At 26.7% G+C, this 16,715-nt stretch carries 18 protein-coding genes; 13 read left to right on the forward strand and 5 right to left on the reverse strand.

Annotation, left to right across the window (positions count from 1 at the left end; all coding sequences use genetic code 11):
- Nucleotides 1-136: 136 nt before the first annotated feature.
- Nucleotides 137-730 (reverse strand): RdgB/HAM1 family non-canonical purine NTP pyrophosphatase, encoded by a 594-nt coding sequence (gene rdgB / locus KJR01_RS03700; RefSeq protein ID WP_214117295.1) that lies wholly within the window; start codon nt 728-730, stop codon nt 137-139.
- Nucleotides 731-806: 76 nt separating this feature from the next.
- Here rdgB and KJR01_RS03705 point away from each other — a divergent pair, with 76 nt between their 5' ends.
- Nucleotides 807-1,907, forward strand: a complete 1,101-nt coding sequence (locus tag KJR01_RS03705) for an aminoacetone oxidase family FAD-binding enzyme (RefSeq protein ID WP_350028290.1) — start codon at nt 807-809, stop codon at nt 1,905-1,907.
- A complete protein-coding gene (locus KJR01_RS03710; protein WP_214117297.1) occupies nt 1,900-2,892 on the forward strand; it encodes a pyridoxal phosphate-dependent aminotransferase in 993 nt (330 codons plus the stop codon). Before KJR01_RS03705 ends, KJR01_RS03710 begins: the two co-directional genes overlap by 8 nt.
- A 22-nt stretch (nt 2,893-2,914) precedes the next feature.
- On the opposite strand, the gene ruvB is transcribed toward KJR01_RS03710, so the two are convergent.
- Complete coding sequence (gene ruvB, locus KJR01_RS03715) at nt 2,915-3,925, reverse strand: Holliday junction branch migration DNA helicase RuvB (protein ID WP_214117299.1); 1,011 nt, start codon at nt 3,923-3,925, stop codon at nt 2,915-2,917.
- A 68-nt stretch (nt 3,926-3,993) separates the two neighbouring features.
- Between ruvB and KJR01_RS03720 the strand changes: the two genes are divergently transcribed.
- The gene (locus tag KJR01_RS03720; protein ID WP_214117301.1) at nt 3,994-4,413 is read left to right on the forward strand and encodes an Hpt domain-containing protein; all 420 of its coding nucleotides are present in this window, start codon (nt 3,994-3,996) and stop codon (nt 4,411-4,413) included.
- Nucleotides 4,410-5,441 (forward strand): AI-2E family transporter, encoded by a 1,032-nt coding sequence (locus KJR01_RS03725; RefSeq protein WP_214117303.1) that lies wholly within the window; start codon nt 4,410-4,412, stop codon nt 5,439-5,441. The genes KJR01_RS03720 and KJR01_RS03725 overlap by 4 nt, the downstream gene beginning before the upstream one ends.
- On the opposite strand, the gene KJR01_RS03730 is transcribed toward KJR01_RS03725, so the two are convergent.
- Both KJR01_RS03730 and KJR01_RS03735 read right to left on the reverse strand, forming a co-directional pair.
- The gene (locus KJR01_RS03730; protein WP_214117309.1) at nt 5,438-6,427 is read right to left on the reverse strand and encodes an alanine racemase; all 990 of its coding nucleotides are present in this window, start codon (nt 6,425-6,427) and stop codon (nt 5,438-5,440) included. The two genes, KJR01_RS03725 and KJR01_RS03730, sit on opposite strands and share 4 nt — an antisense overlap.
- The gene (locus tag KJR01_RS03735) at nt 6,427-7,389 is read right to left on the reverse strand and encodes a L,D-transpeptidase family protein (RefSeq protein WP_214117312.1); all 963 of its coding nucleotides are present in this window, start codon (nt 7,387-7,389) and stop codon (nt 6,427-6,429) included. The genes KJR01_RS03730 and KJR01_RS03735 overlap by 1 nt, the downstream gene beginning before the upstream one ends.
- Before the next feature lie 144 nt (nt 7,390-7,533).
- On the opposite strand from KJR01_RS03735, the gene KJR01_RS03740 reads away from it, so the two are divergent.
- From KJR01_RS03740 to KJR01_RS03760, 5 genes are read left to right on the forward strand one after another with little or no spacing between them, the layout of a single operon-like run.
- Nucleotides 7,534-7,959, forward strand: a complete 426-nt coding sequence (locus tag KJR01_RS03740) for a copper chaperone PCu(A)C (protein ID WP_214117313.1) — start codon at nt 7,534-7,536, stop codon at nt 7,957-7,959.
- On the forward strand, nt 7,959-8,393 hold the full coding sequence (locus tag KJR01_RS03745) for a hypothetical protein (protein WP_214117315.1): 435 nt from the start codon (nt 7,959-7,961) through the stop codon (nt 8,391-8,393). Before KJR01_RS03740 ends, KJR01_RS03745 begins: the two co-directional genes overlap by 1 nt.
- Before the next feature lies 1 nt (nt 8,394).
- Nucleotides 8,395-8,925, forward strand: a complete 531-nt coding sequence (locus KJR01_RS03750; RefSeq protein WP_214117317.1) for an SCO family protein — start codon at nt 8,395-8,397, stop codon at nt 8,923-8,925.
- Between the two features lie 46 nt (nt 8,926-8,971).
- Entirely contained in the window at nt 8,972-9,391 is a 420-nt protein-coding gene (locus tag KJR01_RS03755) for a hypothetical protein (protein WP_214117318.1), read from the forward strand.
- Nucleotides 9,392-9,424: 33 nt separating this feature from the next.
- Nucleotides 9,425-10,498, forward strand: a complete 1,074-nt coding sequence (locus tag KJR01_RS03760) for an SLC13 family permease (protein WP_214117320.1) — start codon at nt 9,425-9,427, stop codon at nt 10,496-10,498.
- An 11-nt stretch (nt 10,499-10,509) separates the two neighbouring features.
- Here KJR01_RS03760 and KJR01_RS03765 read toward each other — a convergent pair whose 3' ends face one another.
- Nucleotides 10,510-13,077, reverse strand: coding sequence for an ATP-dependent Clp protease ATP-binding subunit (locus KJR01_RS03765; RefSeq protein ID WP_214117322.1), 2,568 nt, complete (start codon nt 13,075-13,077; stop codon nt 10,510-10,512).
- 155 nt (nt 13,078-13,232) lie between these two features.
- Here KJR01_RS03765 and KJR01_RS03770 point away from each other — a divergent pair, with 155 nt between their 5' ends.
- The 4 genes from KJR01_RS03770 to crcB are packed head-to-tail and all read left to right on the forward strand — an operon-like array spanning nt 13,233 to nt 16,708.
- Entirely contained in the window at nt 13,233-14,528 is a 1,296-nt protein-coding gene (locus tag KJR01_RS03770) for a S41 family peptidase (RefSeq protein WP_442862234.1), read from the forward strand.
- Nucleotides 14,528-15,679 carry a hypothetical protein gene (locus tag KJR01_RS03775; RefSeq protein ID WP_214117324.1) on the forward strand — a complete coding sequence of 384 codons (1,152 nt, stop codon included), beginning with the start codon at nt 14,528-14,530 and terminating at the stop codon, nt 15,677-15,679. The genes KJR01_RS03770 and KJR01_RS03775 overlap by 1 nt, the downstream gene beginning before the upstream one ends.
- Nucleotides 15,663-16,346 (forward strand): lysophospholipid acyltransferase family protein, encoded by a 684-nt coding sequence (locus KJR01_RS03780; RefSeq protein ID WP_214117326.1) that lies wholly within the window; start codon nt 15,663-15,665, stop codon nt 16,344-16,346. The genes KJR01_RS03775 and KJR01_RS03780 overlap by 17 nt, the downstream gene beginning before the upstream one ends.
- Nucleotides 16,343-16,708, forward strand: a complete 366-nt coding sequence (crcB, locus tag KJR01_RS03785; protein ID WP_214117327.1) for a fluoride efflux transporter CrcB — start codon at nt 16,343-16,345, stop codon at nt 16,706-16,708. Before KJR01_RS03780 ends, crcB begins: the two co-directional genes overlap by 4 nt.
- Nucleotides 16,709-16,715 lie beyond the last annotated feature (7 nt).

The raw sequence follows: 16,715 nt of genomic DNA on the forward strand, positions 1-16,715 counted from the left end.
GCAGGAGCAGCAAATCATCTAAGTGAGATGACAGAACAACTAAACAAAAAGCTAAATGAATTTAGAACTTGATTCATTAGCTTAAAAATAAACTTATTATTAGGAATTAGTATGCTAGTTCCTAATATGTAATTTATTAAAAAATCTTTTTTAATTCTTCTAAAGCCTTAAATCTGTGGCTAATTTTATTTTTTTCATCTTGACTAAGCTCTGCAAAAGTCTTACTTAATCCTAAAGGAATAAACATACTATCATAGCCAAAACCATTATTACCGCTTTCTATTTTACTAATCGTTCCATCACAAACGCCTTTTGCAAATTCTATCTTTGAATTAGTAATTAAGCATAAAACACAAACAAAACTAGCCTTACTAAAATCAACTCCAACTTTTGTTAATTCAAGGCGTAATTTTTCTCTATTTTTAGCATCTTTTTCATCACTAAAATCATTTGCGTATCTAGCAGAAAAAATGCCTGGAGCATTATCTAAAGCCTCAACGCAAAGACCACTATCATCAGCTAATACTGCATAATTTTTCTTATCTTCTTCGCTTAATTTATCCCACAATGCTTTTGCTTTAATTTTTGCATTTTGTTTAAAGCTATTTCCATTTTCAATAGGATTAAAATCACTCACAAAATCACTTGCTAAATAAAGCTCACAATTTGTTAATAATTCTTTAAATTCTTTTAATTTACCACTATTTGAACTCGCAATTATTATTTTCATTATCTATCCTTTATAATTTTTAGTATTATAAGTAATAAAAATACCAAAAGGACAAACCATTAAAGATTTAATAATTATCGGAGCTGGAGCAGCGGGATTATTTTTGGCTGCTAATTTGAAAAAAAATGCTTTAATTTTAGAGCAAAATAACGCCGTTGCTAAAAAACTTTTAATAAGTGGTGGTGGCAAATGCAATGTAACAAATGAAAATATCAATATTAAATCGTATTTATGCGATGATTATGATAAATTAAAGCAAAGTTTAGATGAGTTTAGCTATCAAGATAATCTTAATTTTTTTAAAGGAATTAAGTTTAATAAAATTAGAAATAAGCAGTTTTTTGCTCCTAATTCTTCATTAATCCTTGATAGATTATTAAGTCAAAATAAATCAAAAATTATACTAAATACTAAAGTTTTAGGCTTAGAAAAGGCAAATAATTCTTATAAAATCATCACAAATAAAGGCGAGTTTTTAGCTAAAAATGTAGTAATTGCTACTGGTGGAATTTCTTTTGCTACTTTAGGAGTAAGCGATATTGCATTAAAAATTGCAAAAGAATTTCAAATAGGATTTAGCGAGTTTTTACCTGCTTTAGTGCCACTTACTTTACAAAAAGATGAGTTTTTTATGAAAAATCTTAGTGGAATTAGCATTGAAGTTTGCATTAATGATACTTTTAAAGGCTCTATGTTATTTACCCATAAAAGCATTAGCGGCCCTGTGGTTTTGAGTGCTTCATTGTTTTGGACTAAAGGCAAAATCAAAATTAATTTTCTAAATGATTTTAAAATAGATTTTAGTAGTTTAAAGCAAGCTAGCACGCATTTGCCTTTACCTAAAGCTTTTATTAAAGAATACTTAAATGCAAATAATTTAAGCAATAAAGCAATGAATAAATATAATTTAGAAGAAAAAGAGATTATAAATAAATTATATAATTATGAGTTCGCACCAGCAGGAAATCTAGGATTTAATAAAGCAGAAGTTTGTAAAGGTGGAGTTAGTCTAAAAAGCCTAAATGAGCATTATGAAAGCTTAGAAAATAAAGGTTTATTTTTCATAGGTGAATGTTTAAATGTAGCAGGGATTTTAGGCGGATTTAATATACATTTTGCATTTGCTAGTGCAAAAAAATTGGCAAATTATTTAAACAAGGAGTTAAAAGATGATTGATTTATCAAATAATGAAAATACCTTAATAAAGCACGATTTTAAAAGCATTATGAATGATTATGATTTAATGTGTAAATACCCTTGCGATAGCGAGTATTTGCTAAAAGAAGAACTAGCCAAAAAGCATAATGTAAAATCAAATAACATAAGCTTAGGTTGTGGCTCAAGCGATATTATTTATAGAACAATTTGTGCTTTAAATGCAAGAGCAAAAAGCGAAAATAAAGAGCTTAATTTAATAGTTCCTATGCCAACATTTGATTTGGTTTTAAGCATTGCAAAAGCTTTAAAAATAAAAATTACTTATATTTATTTAAAAGATGATTTTATCCTAAATGTAAATGATATAAAGCCATTAAGTAACTCATATAATTTAATTTACATTACCAATCCAAACAACCCAAGTGCAAAAGAGCTTAGCCAAAATGATTTAGAGTATTTATGCTCAATTTGTAAGGATAATACTTATATGATTTTAGATGAAGCTTATGCTGAATACAATGCTAATTTTGTAAGTATTAAAAAATGTCAAAAAAATATAATAATTACTAGAACTTTTTCTAAAATCTATGCTCTAGCAGGGCTTAGAATAGGATATGCTATTGCTGAAAATGAATTGCTTTCTTTTATTGATGAGTTTATTTTAATAGACAATATCAATGCTTATGCTTTATTTTGTGCTATAAATGCTTTAAAAGATGAAGAATTTGTAAGTAAAACAAGAGCTATGACCTTAGAAAATAAGGCTAAATTAGAGCAAGTTTTAAATGAATTGGATATTTTTTATTTTAAATCTAATGCTAATTTTATTTTGCATAAAATAAAAAGTGAAAATTATCATAATTTTATGCTAGAAAACGGCGTTAAAGTAGGTAGAAAAATACATAATTATCCTTTATTTAACAGAATTAGCGTAGGAAATATTGAAGAATTAAATGTATTTTTTAAAGCCTTAAAATTAGCAAAAGAAAAAGATTTAGTGTAAAAATAAATTAAGAATTTAATTCTTAATTTATATCAAATAAAGAAGGTGTATAACCACTTAATTTTAAAAGCGAATAAGCTTTAGTGGTTGCTACCCTTCCTTTTGCACTTTTTTCTATGTAATTATTTGCTATCAAATAAGGCTCGATTACATCTTCAATAGTTCTTTCATCTTCACTTAAAGCTGCTGCAATAGTATTTAAGCCCACTGCTTTTTTAGCCTTGCATAAAAACTCAAGATAATTTAAATCACACTCATCAAGACCTAATTCATTTACGCCTAAACTCTCAAGCGCTAATTTAGCTCTTTTTAAAGTGATTTTTGTTTCATTATTTACTATGGCAAAATCCCTAACTCTTTTAAGAAGTCTAAGGGCAATTCTTGGGGTGCTTCTGCATCTTTTAGCTATTTCTTTACTAGCGTCGTTATCACAGGTAATATCAAGCTTTAAAGCAGCTTTGCTAATAATTAAGGCAAGTTCATCAGGGGTATAAAACTCTAGCCTACAATTAATCCCAAATCTATCCCTAAGCGGAGTTGAAATTCCACCGCTTTTAGTAGTAGCTGCAATTAAGCAAAACTTAGCTAAATCAATTTTAACGGTTTGAGCTGCAGGGCCACTTCCTATTATAATATCAAGACGAAAGTCCTCCATCGCTGGATATAAAACTTCTTCAATAGCAGGGCTTAAGCGATGAATTTCATCAATAAATAATATATCTCCATCTTCAAGATTTGTAAGAATTGCAGCTAAATCTCCGCTTTTTTCTATCATAGGGGCTGCTGTTGTTTTAATATTTACTCCCATTTCATTTGCAATTATATTTGCTAAAGTGGTTTTTCCAAGACCTGCAGGGCCAAAAAATAAAGTATGATCAAGCGGGGCATTTCTTAACTTTGCTGATTTTATAAATACTTTTAAATTCTCTTTAGTTTTGTTTTGACCTACATATTCATCAAAAGTGCTTGGTCTTAGGCTAATTTCATATTTGCTATCATCTTTAAATTGTTCAATTTCAACTATTCTTTCCATTTTTTACCTTAAATAATGTTTGTAAATAATTTGTATAATCTTAGCAAAATATAAAAACGAGTGATTACATGAATAAAAATTTAGGACTTTTAGGGCAATTAGAATTAGAATTTGATTTTGATATCGTTGATGATTTTATGACCCATTTTAATATTTTTTGCGATTCTTTAGAGCCTGTTATTATCGCACTTGAAGATGAAGATAAATATAAAAATAAAGTAAATGAGCTTTTTAGAATGTTTCATAATATGAAAAGCGCTAGTGGTTTTTTAAAAATTAATCAATTCGTAAATATTTGTAAAATTGTTGAAGATGTCTTAGATGAAGCTAGAGATATGAGAGGTCCTGCTAGCGATGAATTAGTAGATTGGCTACTTTTTGTAACTGACCAATTTATGATATACAAAAGAGATTTTAACGATAATAATCCTTATCTATCAGCTTTAAATCCAAAAATTATTCACCTACCACAAAGGCTAAATAAATGAATGCTAAATATTTTATAACAGCTATTGTTTTATTGGTTTTATGTTGTTTGCTTTATTTATTTAAACCTTTTTTATTAACTATTGCAATTGCTGTTTTAATGGCAGTTGCTACTGCAAATCTTCATCATAAAATATTCGTAAAAACAAAAAGAAAATATGTAGCTCCAATTATCTTAACAACTATGATGTCTTTATTATTTTTTGCTCCACTTGCATACACTAGCTTTTCTTTAGCAAGTTCAATTAAAGACTTAGATATAGCTCAAATTCAAACAACAATTACAAAATTAAAATCAGCAGAATTTAATTTGCCAAGCAATTTAGACTACATAGAGCCAAAAGTAAAAGAAGCTTTAAATGAAATAGATTTAAATAATGTAGGTAAAAATATATTAAATTATGCTTCAAATTTTACAAAATCAGGTGTTAAATTCTTTACTGAACTTATATTAATAATAATATTTTATTTCTTCGCAAATTATTATGGAGTAGAACTTGTAGGATTTTTTAGAAAACTTATGCCGCTTAAAAAAAGTGAATTTGAAAATGTATTAGGCGAAGTATCTAATGTAATGAGCGTTGTGTTTTATTCTGTAATTATTACTGCTGTTTTTGAAGGTTTATTATTTGCAGTATTTTTAATGTATTTTGGATATAACGGACTTTTAATGGGTATTTTATATGCAATATCTTCGCTAATTCCATTAATAGGCGGTGCTTTACTTTGGGTTCCTGTTAGTTTATATGAATACTCTCACGGCAATACAGCAAATGCTATAATAATTGCACTTTATTCAATTATTATGATTTCTATTATTGCAGATACTTTTGTAAAGCCATTAATAATTAGATGGATTAATGAAAAATTGTTAAAAACACCAGCAAATGTAAATGAGCTTTTGATATTTTTTGCAATGATTGCTGGTATTTCTACATTTGGCTTTTGGGGAGTTATATTAGGGCCTGCTATTTTGGCTTTATTTTTATCAGTTGTAAAGCTTTATGTATTAATTATAGAAAAGCATTAAATTATTATTTTTTTAATGCTTGGATTTAATCTAACTAAAGCTTCATAAACATTAGTATTAAAATAATTTGCGTATTTTAAAGCATCGTTAAATACGCAGATATTTTCTTTATTAGTATCTTCAATACTAAAGCTATCCATTGAGATTTTGCCTAAAACTTGTTCGTTATTTGCTAATTTAAATTCTTTTAAACCTTTATAATATAAAAGCCCATCTCCATATCCTAAATCATAATTAGCAACTTTTAAATCCTTATTAGATACAAAAATCTCATCATATCCAATACTATCTCCAGCACTAATAATTCTTGAGCTAATTTTTTCAGCCCAAAGACTTAAAACCGGCTTTAAATTAGCCTTTACATCGCAATATCCAAATTGCGCTAAACCTACTCTAGCAGCCTTATCGTATTCATTTTCATCTAAAAATAAAGTGCTAGAATTTGCAGAGTGAAAAAACACTTCATCAGAATAATTATTCTTTATAAACTCGCACATTTTTATATAAAGTGGTTTTTGATTTTTAATATTATTTGGACTTGAATAATGAGTGAAAGCTGATACTAATTTCAGCTTTTTTTCTTTAATAATTTTTAGAGCTAATTCTAAATTGTTTTCACATATTCCACTTCTATGCATATTAGTATCAAGTTTTAAAGCGACTTTATCTTCATTATTTAAATAATCAAAATAACTCAAATCATTAATCGCTAAAATATAATTATCGCAAGCTTTATAATGCTTTGGAATTTGAGATAGTATTAATATATTTTTAAATTTATTTTGAATAATACTAGCTTCATTTATGTTTTTTACTGCGACATTTTTAATACCAAATTCTAAAGCCAAATCACTAATTATATTAATATCGTGCCCGTAAGCATTGTCTTTTAAAATAATGATTAATTTATCAATGCTACTAACTTTTTTTAAGCACTCATTTAAATTATGAAAATAATTTGCTTTATTAATTGTGATAAATGCCATTATTGCTCCGTTAAGATTGACATTTTTCCATTTACTAATTCAATATATAAAACTTTTTCGCCATTAAAAGTATAACTTGAAGTAGCATAATTTTCATAAAAAGTAATCTTAAATATTTTTCTTTGCTCTAAATTAGGATAAGGAATTATATTTATATCTTTAAATTGTATTGTTTTATCCTGCTTTCTACTAAAAATTGCCTTTTTTTGCTCCTTAAAAGCAGATATTTTCGTGCCATCATATTTAATAAACTCATCACTATAATAACTAAGATATGTTTTATAATCATTGTTAGTCCAAGCATTTTTCCAATCAAATAAATTAGCCAATATTAAAGCAATTTCATCAGCATTTGTGCTAACAACGCCTTTTTCATTAATTAATACATATATTTTTTTATTATTTACAATGCCATTAAAATCTAGCAAAACATCATTAGTCATTACAACACAACCCTTAGTCTTATAAGCATCATATCTTACATCGCCTTCAAGTGGAAAACCATGAATCCAAATTCCAGAGCCTGTTTTTTTGCGAACTTTATCATATAAATTAGGATAGTTTAAAACAAAAGCATAAGGTCCATAATAATTATCAGGTGGAACCATTTTGTTTAAAACCTGATAAGCTCCAATAGGGGTTTTTAAGTCCCCTTCTCTTTCTTTATTACCCATAAGACCTGTTATTACACTTTGCTCGAATTTAGGTGTTAATTTGTTGTTTTTTTCTTCAAATAAAACTAATTTTTGTTTATCTTTATCAACCACTACCACCATAGCATCATCGCTATAGTATCCATATTTTAAATCAAGTCCTTGCAATTGAGTTTGCCAAAACTTAACATCACTAAGTCCAGCTTCAAGCTTATTTTCAACTGCACCTATGCCATCTTTTAAATAAATTTGTAATAAATTGTCTGAATATAAATAAATTGATAATAATAAAATTATGATTTTTTTCACTATTAGCTCCTATAAAAGTTAAGGACTAATTATAAAAAGTAATTTTAAAGCTAAGTTAATACCAAAAATGTTTTTTTGATTATTGCTTTCATTAAGAAAAATTTATTTATAATCCTTATCGTTTTTACTAAAAAGGAGAATTCAATGAAAAAGATATTATTAGCGTTAAGTTTAGGTGCAAGTTTATTTGCAAACAACATAGAAATAAGTGAGCCTTATGTTAAAATTACCCCACCAAATGCAAAAAATTCAGCTATTTTTATGAATATTAAAAACAACTCAAATGAAGATATAAAATTAGTTGATGCTAAATGTGATTTTGCAAAAAATACAGAAATCCACACTCATATTCACGAAGATGGTATGATGAAAATGATTAGAATACAAGACGCAACAATCAAGGCAAATGATACTTTAGAACTAAAACCAAAAAGCTATCATATTATGCTAATGGATATTAAAGATAGCATTAAAGAAGATACTAAACTTAATTTAGAACTAAGCTTTAGTAATGGCGAAAAAGTTGAATTAAAAGACATTCCAGCAAAATCAATAATTCATGCTCATTAATGAAAAAATTAATATTTTTATTAGTAATAATTGCTATTTTTGCAAGTTTGTTTTATTTTTATCCAAATTCTAAAAAAAGGGAGTTAATCACTACATTAACTCCACTTAGTTGCGATTTAAATGTAAGTGAGTGTGAAGTAGATTATAATGGTAAAAAAATCATATTTGATTTAAGTCCAAAACCGCTAAAAACCTTAGAAGAAACAAAAGTAATTATTAAAAATTTAGAAGATTTTCCTAAATTAAATGCAAGACTTTATGGGCTTAATATGTATATGGGAGATATTGTAGGAGAATTTGAAAAGATTGATAATGCTTATATTGCAGATATTGTTTTTAGTGCTTGTACTGAAAATACTATGAGATATAGACTAGAATTATTTAATGACAATAAAAGCCTTGATTTATCTATAGATTTTGATGTTAGGAGATAGTATGAAAAAACTAATTATTTTTATTTTTTTAGGATTAATCTTAACTGCTTGTTTTAATAATAAATATGATTTTAATTTAAAAGGAGCAGGTGATAAAACTTATACCCTTAAAGATTTTAAAGGAGATAATTTATTAATTTACTTTGGCTACACATTGTGTGCTGATATATGCCCTACTTCTTTAGCTATTGCCACTAAAGCTTTAAATGAATTAAATAGAAATGATATAAAAATATTATTTATTAGTCTTGACCCTAAAAGAGATACGGCAAATGATATAAATGAATATGTACAATATTTTTATAAAAACTCACTAGGACTTGTGCCTAGCGAAGATGAGCTTAAAAGAATTTCAAAAAACTATGGGGTAAAATATGAGTATATTTATCAAGATAGTGCTGCTGAATACACCGTAGCTCATAGCTCAAGTTTTTATATAATTGATAAAGATGGTAATTTCAAAGGAGAAATAAGCAATTTAACAAATGCGAATGTTAAGAAAAAAATTAGCGAATTTTTAGGTAATAATTAACTATTTACTTTTACAATTCGGTTTTTAAATATATAAAGGAGAAATAATGGCTACTAAAAAAACTAGCGAAAAAGAAACAAAGCAAACAGCTAAAAAAACTACTGCTAAAAAAGAAACGGCTAAAAAAGAAGTAAGTAAAAAAGAAACTTCTAAAGAAGTAGCAAAAAAACCAACTGCAACAAAAGCTGAAAAAGTAGAAAAAGAAGTAGTTGAAGATAAAGCTGTTAAATCTAAATCAAAGGAAACTACATTGTCTAACGAAGTAAGTAAAGTTGAAGAATTACAAAATGAAATTGAAAAATTAAAAGCTGAACTTGGTATTATGAAACAATTCAACAATAATCGTGATAAAAACTCAAGCGATAAAATCTTTATGGAACTTGAAAAATTAAAAGAGATTATTTATGGTTTAGAAGATAGAATTGAAGAGCTTGAATATCAAGTAAGCGAAAAAGACGATTATTAATATTCATTCCGTTTTTCGGAATGAATTAAACTTATGCTATTTACATTTATTCTTTCATTAATTAGTTTTGTTGTTTTAATTATTTTTAAAGGTATTGATTTTACTTATTTAAATTCTTTATATGATTTTATAAGTTTTAAGACACTTGCCCTACTTTCTATGTTTATAGCTGTTAATAAATCCTTAGAATTAATAGGAGCATTTAAGCTACTTGCCTTTTATGTATTAAACAAAATTACCAAATTAAAAACCATAGCAATTTTACTAATACTAATATGTTTTTTTAGCTCTATGTTAGTTACTAATGATGTAGCGTTGCTTTGTTTTGTGCCTTTTAGTATTTATTTATTAAAAGAATTAAAAGCGAAAAAATTTACTATGCAAATCATAATATTACAAACAATAGCAGCAAATCTTGGCTCAATGCTAACCCCATTTGGAAATCCACAAAATTTATTTATATTCACATATTTTCATTTAGATTTTTTAAGCTTTTTTAAAAGCACTTATATTTACTGCTTTATATCTTTAATATTATTATTTATTTTTACCATAAACATTAAAAACAAAAACATAAAACTAAAAAATCTTATAAAAACTCAAATAAATCAAAAATTATTTATCCAAAACCTAGCATTATTTTTCATATCAATTTTATGTGTTAGTAATATTTTAAATATATTTTTAGGCTTTTTTATAGTTTTTATAAGCTTATTTATTAGCAATAAAAACGCAATTTTTAAAGCTGATTTTTCTCTTATTATAATTTTTATAAATCTTTTTATATTTGTAAAAAATATAAGTTATTTTATAAGTATTAAAGAATTTGATATTTTTTATCTAAGTATATTTTTATCTTGGATTATTAGCAATGTTCCTGCTTGTGTGTTTTTAGCTAGTTTTACAAATGATTATAAAGAATTATTATTAGGGGTAAATATTGGCTCATTAGGGACTTTAATAGCTTCTATGGCGAGTTTAATTTCTTATAAATACTATATTAATTCTTATAAAAATAAAGCCTTTAAATACATAATCAATTTTACTTGGATAAATATTGTATTTTTAATAATTTTAGTAATTTTTAAAGAATTATCCCGAATTTAATCGGGATAAAATTATTTCGTATTAAATATAAATTCCTTATCAAAATCAACTTCTACAAAAGATTTCAAATTCCCTTGTAAAATAAGTTCACTAAGTCTTGAATCAATTTCTTGATATATAGTTCTTTTTAAGGCTCTAGCACCATATTCATCACTATATCCTAGATTTAAAATTTCTAATCTTGCATTCTCACTAATACTAAAGCCAATTCCAAGTTCAGCTAATTTATTGCTAGTATTTTTAAGCAAAATATCAACAATTTGTAAGCATAAATCTTTATTTAAAGCATTAAATCCTACTATTTCATCAAGCCTATTTACAAATTCAGGTTTAAAGTATTTTAATAATTCTTTATTTATTAATTCATTTCTTTCTTTTTCATTTTTAATATCTACAAACTTAGCTGCTCCAATATTACTTGTAAATATTATTAAAGTATTTTTAAAATCAACCCTAAAGCCTTTATTATCACTCAAAGCTCCTTCATCAAGCATATTTAAAAATATATTAAAAATCTCAGGATGAGCCTTTTCTATCTCATCAAAAAGCAGTACCGAATAAGGTCTATTTTTAACAGCTTCTGTTAATTGTCCGCCTTCATCACTTCCTACATAACCAACCGCAGAACCTATTAAATTGCTTACTCTATAACTTTCAGTGTATTCATTCATATCAAAACGAATTAAAGCCTTCTCATCATCAAAAAGCTCTTTTGCAATTGCTTTTGCTAATTCAGTTTTACCAACTCCTGTAGGCCCTAAGAATAAAAAGCTTCCTATAGGACGATTGCTATCACTAAGCCCTGCTTTATTTGCCCTTACTGCACGAGCTAGAGCTTTTATAGCTTTATCTTGTCCTACCACACGAGTTTGTAAATTATTTTCAAGATTTAAGTATTTTTCACTCTCATTGCTTAGTAATTTACTAACCTTTATTCCTGTCATTTTTGCTAAAATTAAAGCGACTTGTTCATCATCAACTTCGTTTTTAAGTAAAGTTCCGCTTTGTTTTAACTCTTGCCAATTTGCCTTAGCATTCTCAAGCTCATTTTTAACTTGTGGGATTTTTCCGTATTCAATCTCTCCTGCTTTTTGATAATCTCCTTTATTTTTTGCAATATTTGCTTCATTTTGCAAATTATTAATCTCGTTCATTTTTTTTGAAATTTCGGCAAATACTCTTTGCTCGTTTTCAAATTTCATTCTTAATTTTCTTTCTTCTTCGCTAAATTCACTTAATTCATTTTCAATTTCTTTTAATCTTTCTTTATTTTTTTCTTCACCTTCCATTAATAAAGCTTCTTTTTCAACTCTTAATCTAACGATATTATTTTTTACATTTCTTAAAGCACTTGGCTCACTTTCAATTTGCATTTTAAGTTCAGCTGCAGCTTCATCTATTAAATCTATTGCTTTATCAGGTAAAAATCTTCCTTGAATATAACGATTACTAAGCTTAACAGCAGCTACTAAAGCTTTATCATTAATACTTACATTATGATGAGCGCTTAATCTTTCTTTAAGACCCCTAAGCATTGCTATTGCATCATTTACGCTTGGTTCATTCACAATTATGCTTTGAAATCTTCTTTGCATTGCAGCATCTTTTTCAAAATATTTTTTATATTCTTTTAAAGTGGTTGCACCAATGGTTTTAAACTCGCCCCTACTTAAAGCAGGTTTAAGTATATTAGCAGCATCCATACTTCCTTCGCTTGCACCTGCACCTAATATTGTATGAATTTCATCAATGAAAATTATAATATTAGGATTTGCTTTTACACTTTCAATTATATTTTTAAGTCTTTCTTCAAATTCCCCGCGGTATTTTGCTCCTGCAACAAGTGCTGCTAAATCAAGGCTTAATATTTGTTTATTAGCTAAAGAGCTTGGCACTTGTTTATTAGCAATTGCTTGAGCTAGAGCTTCTACTATAGCTGTTTTACCAACTCCTGGCTCACCTAATAAAATAGGATTATTTTTGCTTTTTCTAATTAAGATTTGCATAAGCCTTTCTAATTCATTATCCCTTCCTGTAATCGGGTCAAGTTTGCCTGATTTTGCTAATTCAACTAGATTTGTGGTGTATTTTTCTAATTCTTTATTACTTATATCATCTTGCTCTTTTTCGCTAATTTTTCTATCACCTCTTAAAGCATTTAATTCACTTTTTAATACAAGTAAATCTAAATAATCTTTTAATAACTCACAAATTCCACCCTTATCACACTCACTAATTATCCACATATCAGTGCTTAAGTAGCTATCACCTTTACTTAAAGCAAATCCAATAGCCTTTTCAAGTGAAGTTAAAAGTGCATTGCTAGGTTTTACATTATTAGCATTTACTCCATCGCTTTTTACTAAATTATCAGCCTTGCTTTTTAACATTAGTGAAATTGCGGTTTTATCTATTGATAATTTATTAAATACTTGATTAAGAATAGAACTTGAATCATTAGCAATAGCCCATAAAATATGAAATGGTTCTATATTTGGATTTTTATTAAATACACATAAGCTTACTGCTTGACTTAAAGTTTCATTAAATTGATTTGTTAATTTATCTTGAATATTCATATTATCTCCTTTAATTGATATGGTTCGCATTATATTACTTTAGTCTATTATTGTCAAGTATAAAATTAAATTTATCACTTAAATATCTTAAGTGCTAAGTTTTTTATTTAAAAATACACATAATTGCTTACTTGTATTTAAAAAATTGCGTTAAAATCACAGCTTTAATCTTAAATCTTATTGGAGCTATCGTGAATTTTAATAAAAAGATATTTTTGTGTGTTGCACTTGGAATTTCGTTGTTTGCAAAAACTGATGAAGAAGCTGAAAGACAAGCATTCTCAAAGCTTATTAAAACTTTTAGAATGATTGAAGCAAATTATGTTGATGAAATCAGTATAGAGCAACTTGTGGATAAATCTTTAGAAGGATTATTGAGTAATCTTGACGCACATTCAGCATTTTTAAATGAAAAGAATTTCAAATCTTTACAAGAAAGCACAAATGGAGAATTTGGCGGTCTAGGAATGACTTTATCAATTAAAGATAATGCAATAACCGTTATTGCACCAATTGAAGGAACTCCTGCTGATAAAATAGGCATTAAATCAGGCGATGTTATTTTAAAAATTGAAAATGAAAGCACGATAGGAATGAATCTTGATGACGCAGTTTCTAAAATGCGTGGCAAACCAAATACTAAGATTAATATTACAATATATAGAAAAGGCGAGAAAAAGCCACTAGATTTTACGATAACAAGAGATATTATAAAAGTTGAAAGCGTTTATACTAAAAAAATAGAAAATACAGACTTTTTATACATTAGAATTACAAGTTTTGATAGAAATGTTGTAAGTAAAGTAAAAGACGCATTAGCTATTAATAAGGATATTAAAGGGATAGTAATTGATTTAAGAAACAACCCAGGTGGTTTATTAAACCAAGCTACAGATTTATTGAATTTATTTATTGATAAAGGTATTTTAGTATCTCAAAAAGGAAGAGATGAAAGTGCTAAAATAGATACTTTAGCAATTAAAGGTGCTGCAATAAATACAAAAATACCTATTAGTATAATTGTAAATGGTGGAAGTGCAAGTGCAAGCGAAATCGTAAGTGGAGCTATGCAAGATAGAAAAAGAGCGATTATTGTTGGTGAGAAGACTTTTGGCAAAGGAAGTGTTCAAATGATTAGAGAAATCAATGATAAAGAAGGTATAAAACTAACAATTGCAAAATACTATCTACCAAGTGGAAGAACAATTCAAGCAGTAGGAGTTACTCCTGATATTATTGTGTATCCTGGTAAGGTAAATACTGAAGATAGTGGCTTTAGTATAAAAGAAAGTGAACTTAAAAAACACCTAGAAAATGAATTAGAAAAAATTGATGGTAAAAAAGAAAACAAAACCGATAAAAATACGCTAACTCAAGAGCAAATCAATGAAGATTCTCAATTAAAATCAGCAATTGACGCTTTAAAAATCTTAGTAATTAAAGGAAATTAATGAAAAAAATAATCTTTTTGATATTTGCTAGTATTTTATTTGCAGCTCCATCAAAAGAATTAAGTGTAATGGACGCTCAAGTTTATACAAACCTTAATCAAAATAATGAAGATGCAAATAGTTTTACTAGCGATATTAAAGAAGAATTTAATGATAAAGTAGAACTTGCTATTAATGCTAATTTTTCAAAAAATTCTGTAAAAACTAAAGAAGTTTTTTATATAGATATAACAATTAATTCTAATTACAAAACAAATTTTACTCCGCAAATTAATTTTGAAAAAAGCATTGATATGCAACAATTAAATAAAGATATTAAATTTAATAGCGAAAATGGAATTTATACTACTCGTGTTTATTTTCAAGCAAATACAGCAAATGCTAAACTAAACTCAATTGATGCTAAGTTATTTAGAAATACTCAAGAAGTAGGAAATGCTAAAATCAGCCTAGATAATTTAAAAATTGAAGAATTAAAATTTAATAAAGATTATGTAGAGTTAGTTGCAAGTGATTTAAAAATTACGAATTTAAAATGCACTGAATATGATGAAACTAGCGTTATATGTGGAATGGACGCAAAAGCAAATAACACTAATTTTAATAATTTTTCTTTAAAAACTGCAAAATCACAAAGCATTACAAATGTCGGAAAAGACTATGAAAATGCAAAATGCTCAATTGCTTTAATTTTTCCTAATAATATGAAAAATTTCTCTTTTTCATATTATGACCCATTAGAAAATAAATTCATAGAATATTCTAATAAAATCATAGTAGAATCTGAAGAAATAAGCACTCAAACAGACTTAAATCCAATAACAAAAGAAATTAATTTTTATTTACAAATTGGAAGCTTAATCTTAGCTGTAATTTGTCTCATAATTGTAGTAATTTTTAAAAGGTTTTTTTCTTTAATAGCACTTGCTATAGTTTTTGTAGCTTTTAGCTTTATTGATGGTGGGAATTTTAGTAGTGCTAAATTAAAATCAGGTGCAAGTGTTAGAATTTTACCAACTAATAATTCAACTATTTTTTATAAAAATACTGACATAAAAGAAGTAAAAATCATAACCAAAAAAGACAATTTTGTGAAAATAGCACTTGATGAAAATACAAGTGGTTGGGTAAAAAATGAAGATATTGAATAAAATCTTAAGTATTTTTCTAGCAATAATCATAGCAATCAGTATTGCTTTTGTAATTGTTTTAATGTTTATTTTCCCTAAAAAAAATTGGGTTATTAGAAAAACTTGGGCAAAATTTATCCGTAAATTGTGCTGTTATAAAATAGAAATAAAAGGCGATTTTAATCCTAATGCAAGAATGATTATCCTAAATCATCGCTCAATGCTAGATATTATCGCACTTGAAGATATATATCCATACGATTTGGCTTGGATTGCAAAAAAACAGATTGAAGAATTATTTTTCTTTGGAAATATCATAAAATTACCTAAAATGATTTCAATAGATAGAGAAAACGCAAGAGATTTTGTAAGAGTTATAAATGAAGCAAACGATAGATTAAATAATAATAGAAACATATCTATGTTTCCTGAAGGAACTAGAAGTGATGGCTATGAGTTATTAAGATTTAAAAAAGGCGCTTCAATGCTAGCTACTAAATTAGATGTTTTAGTTCAACCTGTTGTAATTATTGGTTCAAAAGAGATTTTAGATAGTAAAAGAATAACAATTCACTTAGGTAAAAAACTTACAATAATACCTTTACAACCACTAAAAGCTAATGAATTAGACAATGCAAAAGACTTAATGCAAGAAGCAATTAATGAATATTTCAAGGCTAATGAGTGAATATTTTTATGGTTGCTTTAGGTGGAGCCATTGGTGCTGTTTTAAGATATATTTTAAGTACTTTTATAAATCGTAATTTTGATTTTAAATTCTTTATAGCTGGGACATTAATCGTTAATTTAATAGGCTGTTTTTTGATAGGATTATTTTATGCACTAGCTAAAAATTACGAGAGTTTAAACGAGATAAGATTATTAATAGTAGTAGGATTTTTGGGTGCTTTTACTACTTTTTCATCAATTACTTATGAGAGCATAACATTATTAAAATCATTAGGCTTCGTTGCCTTTAGTGCAAATATTATTTTAAATGTAGTATTTGGACTAATAGCAACTTATATTGCTTTAAATTTTTTTAAATAGGAGAAAA

Source organism: Campylobacter sp. 2018MI10, assembly GCF_018501175.1.
Lineage (GTDB): Bacteria > Campylobacterota > Campylobacteria > Campylobacterales > Campylobacteraceae > Campylobacter_E.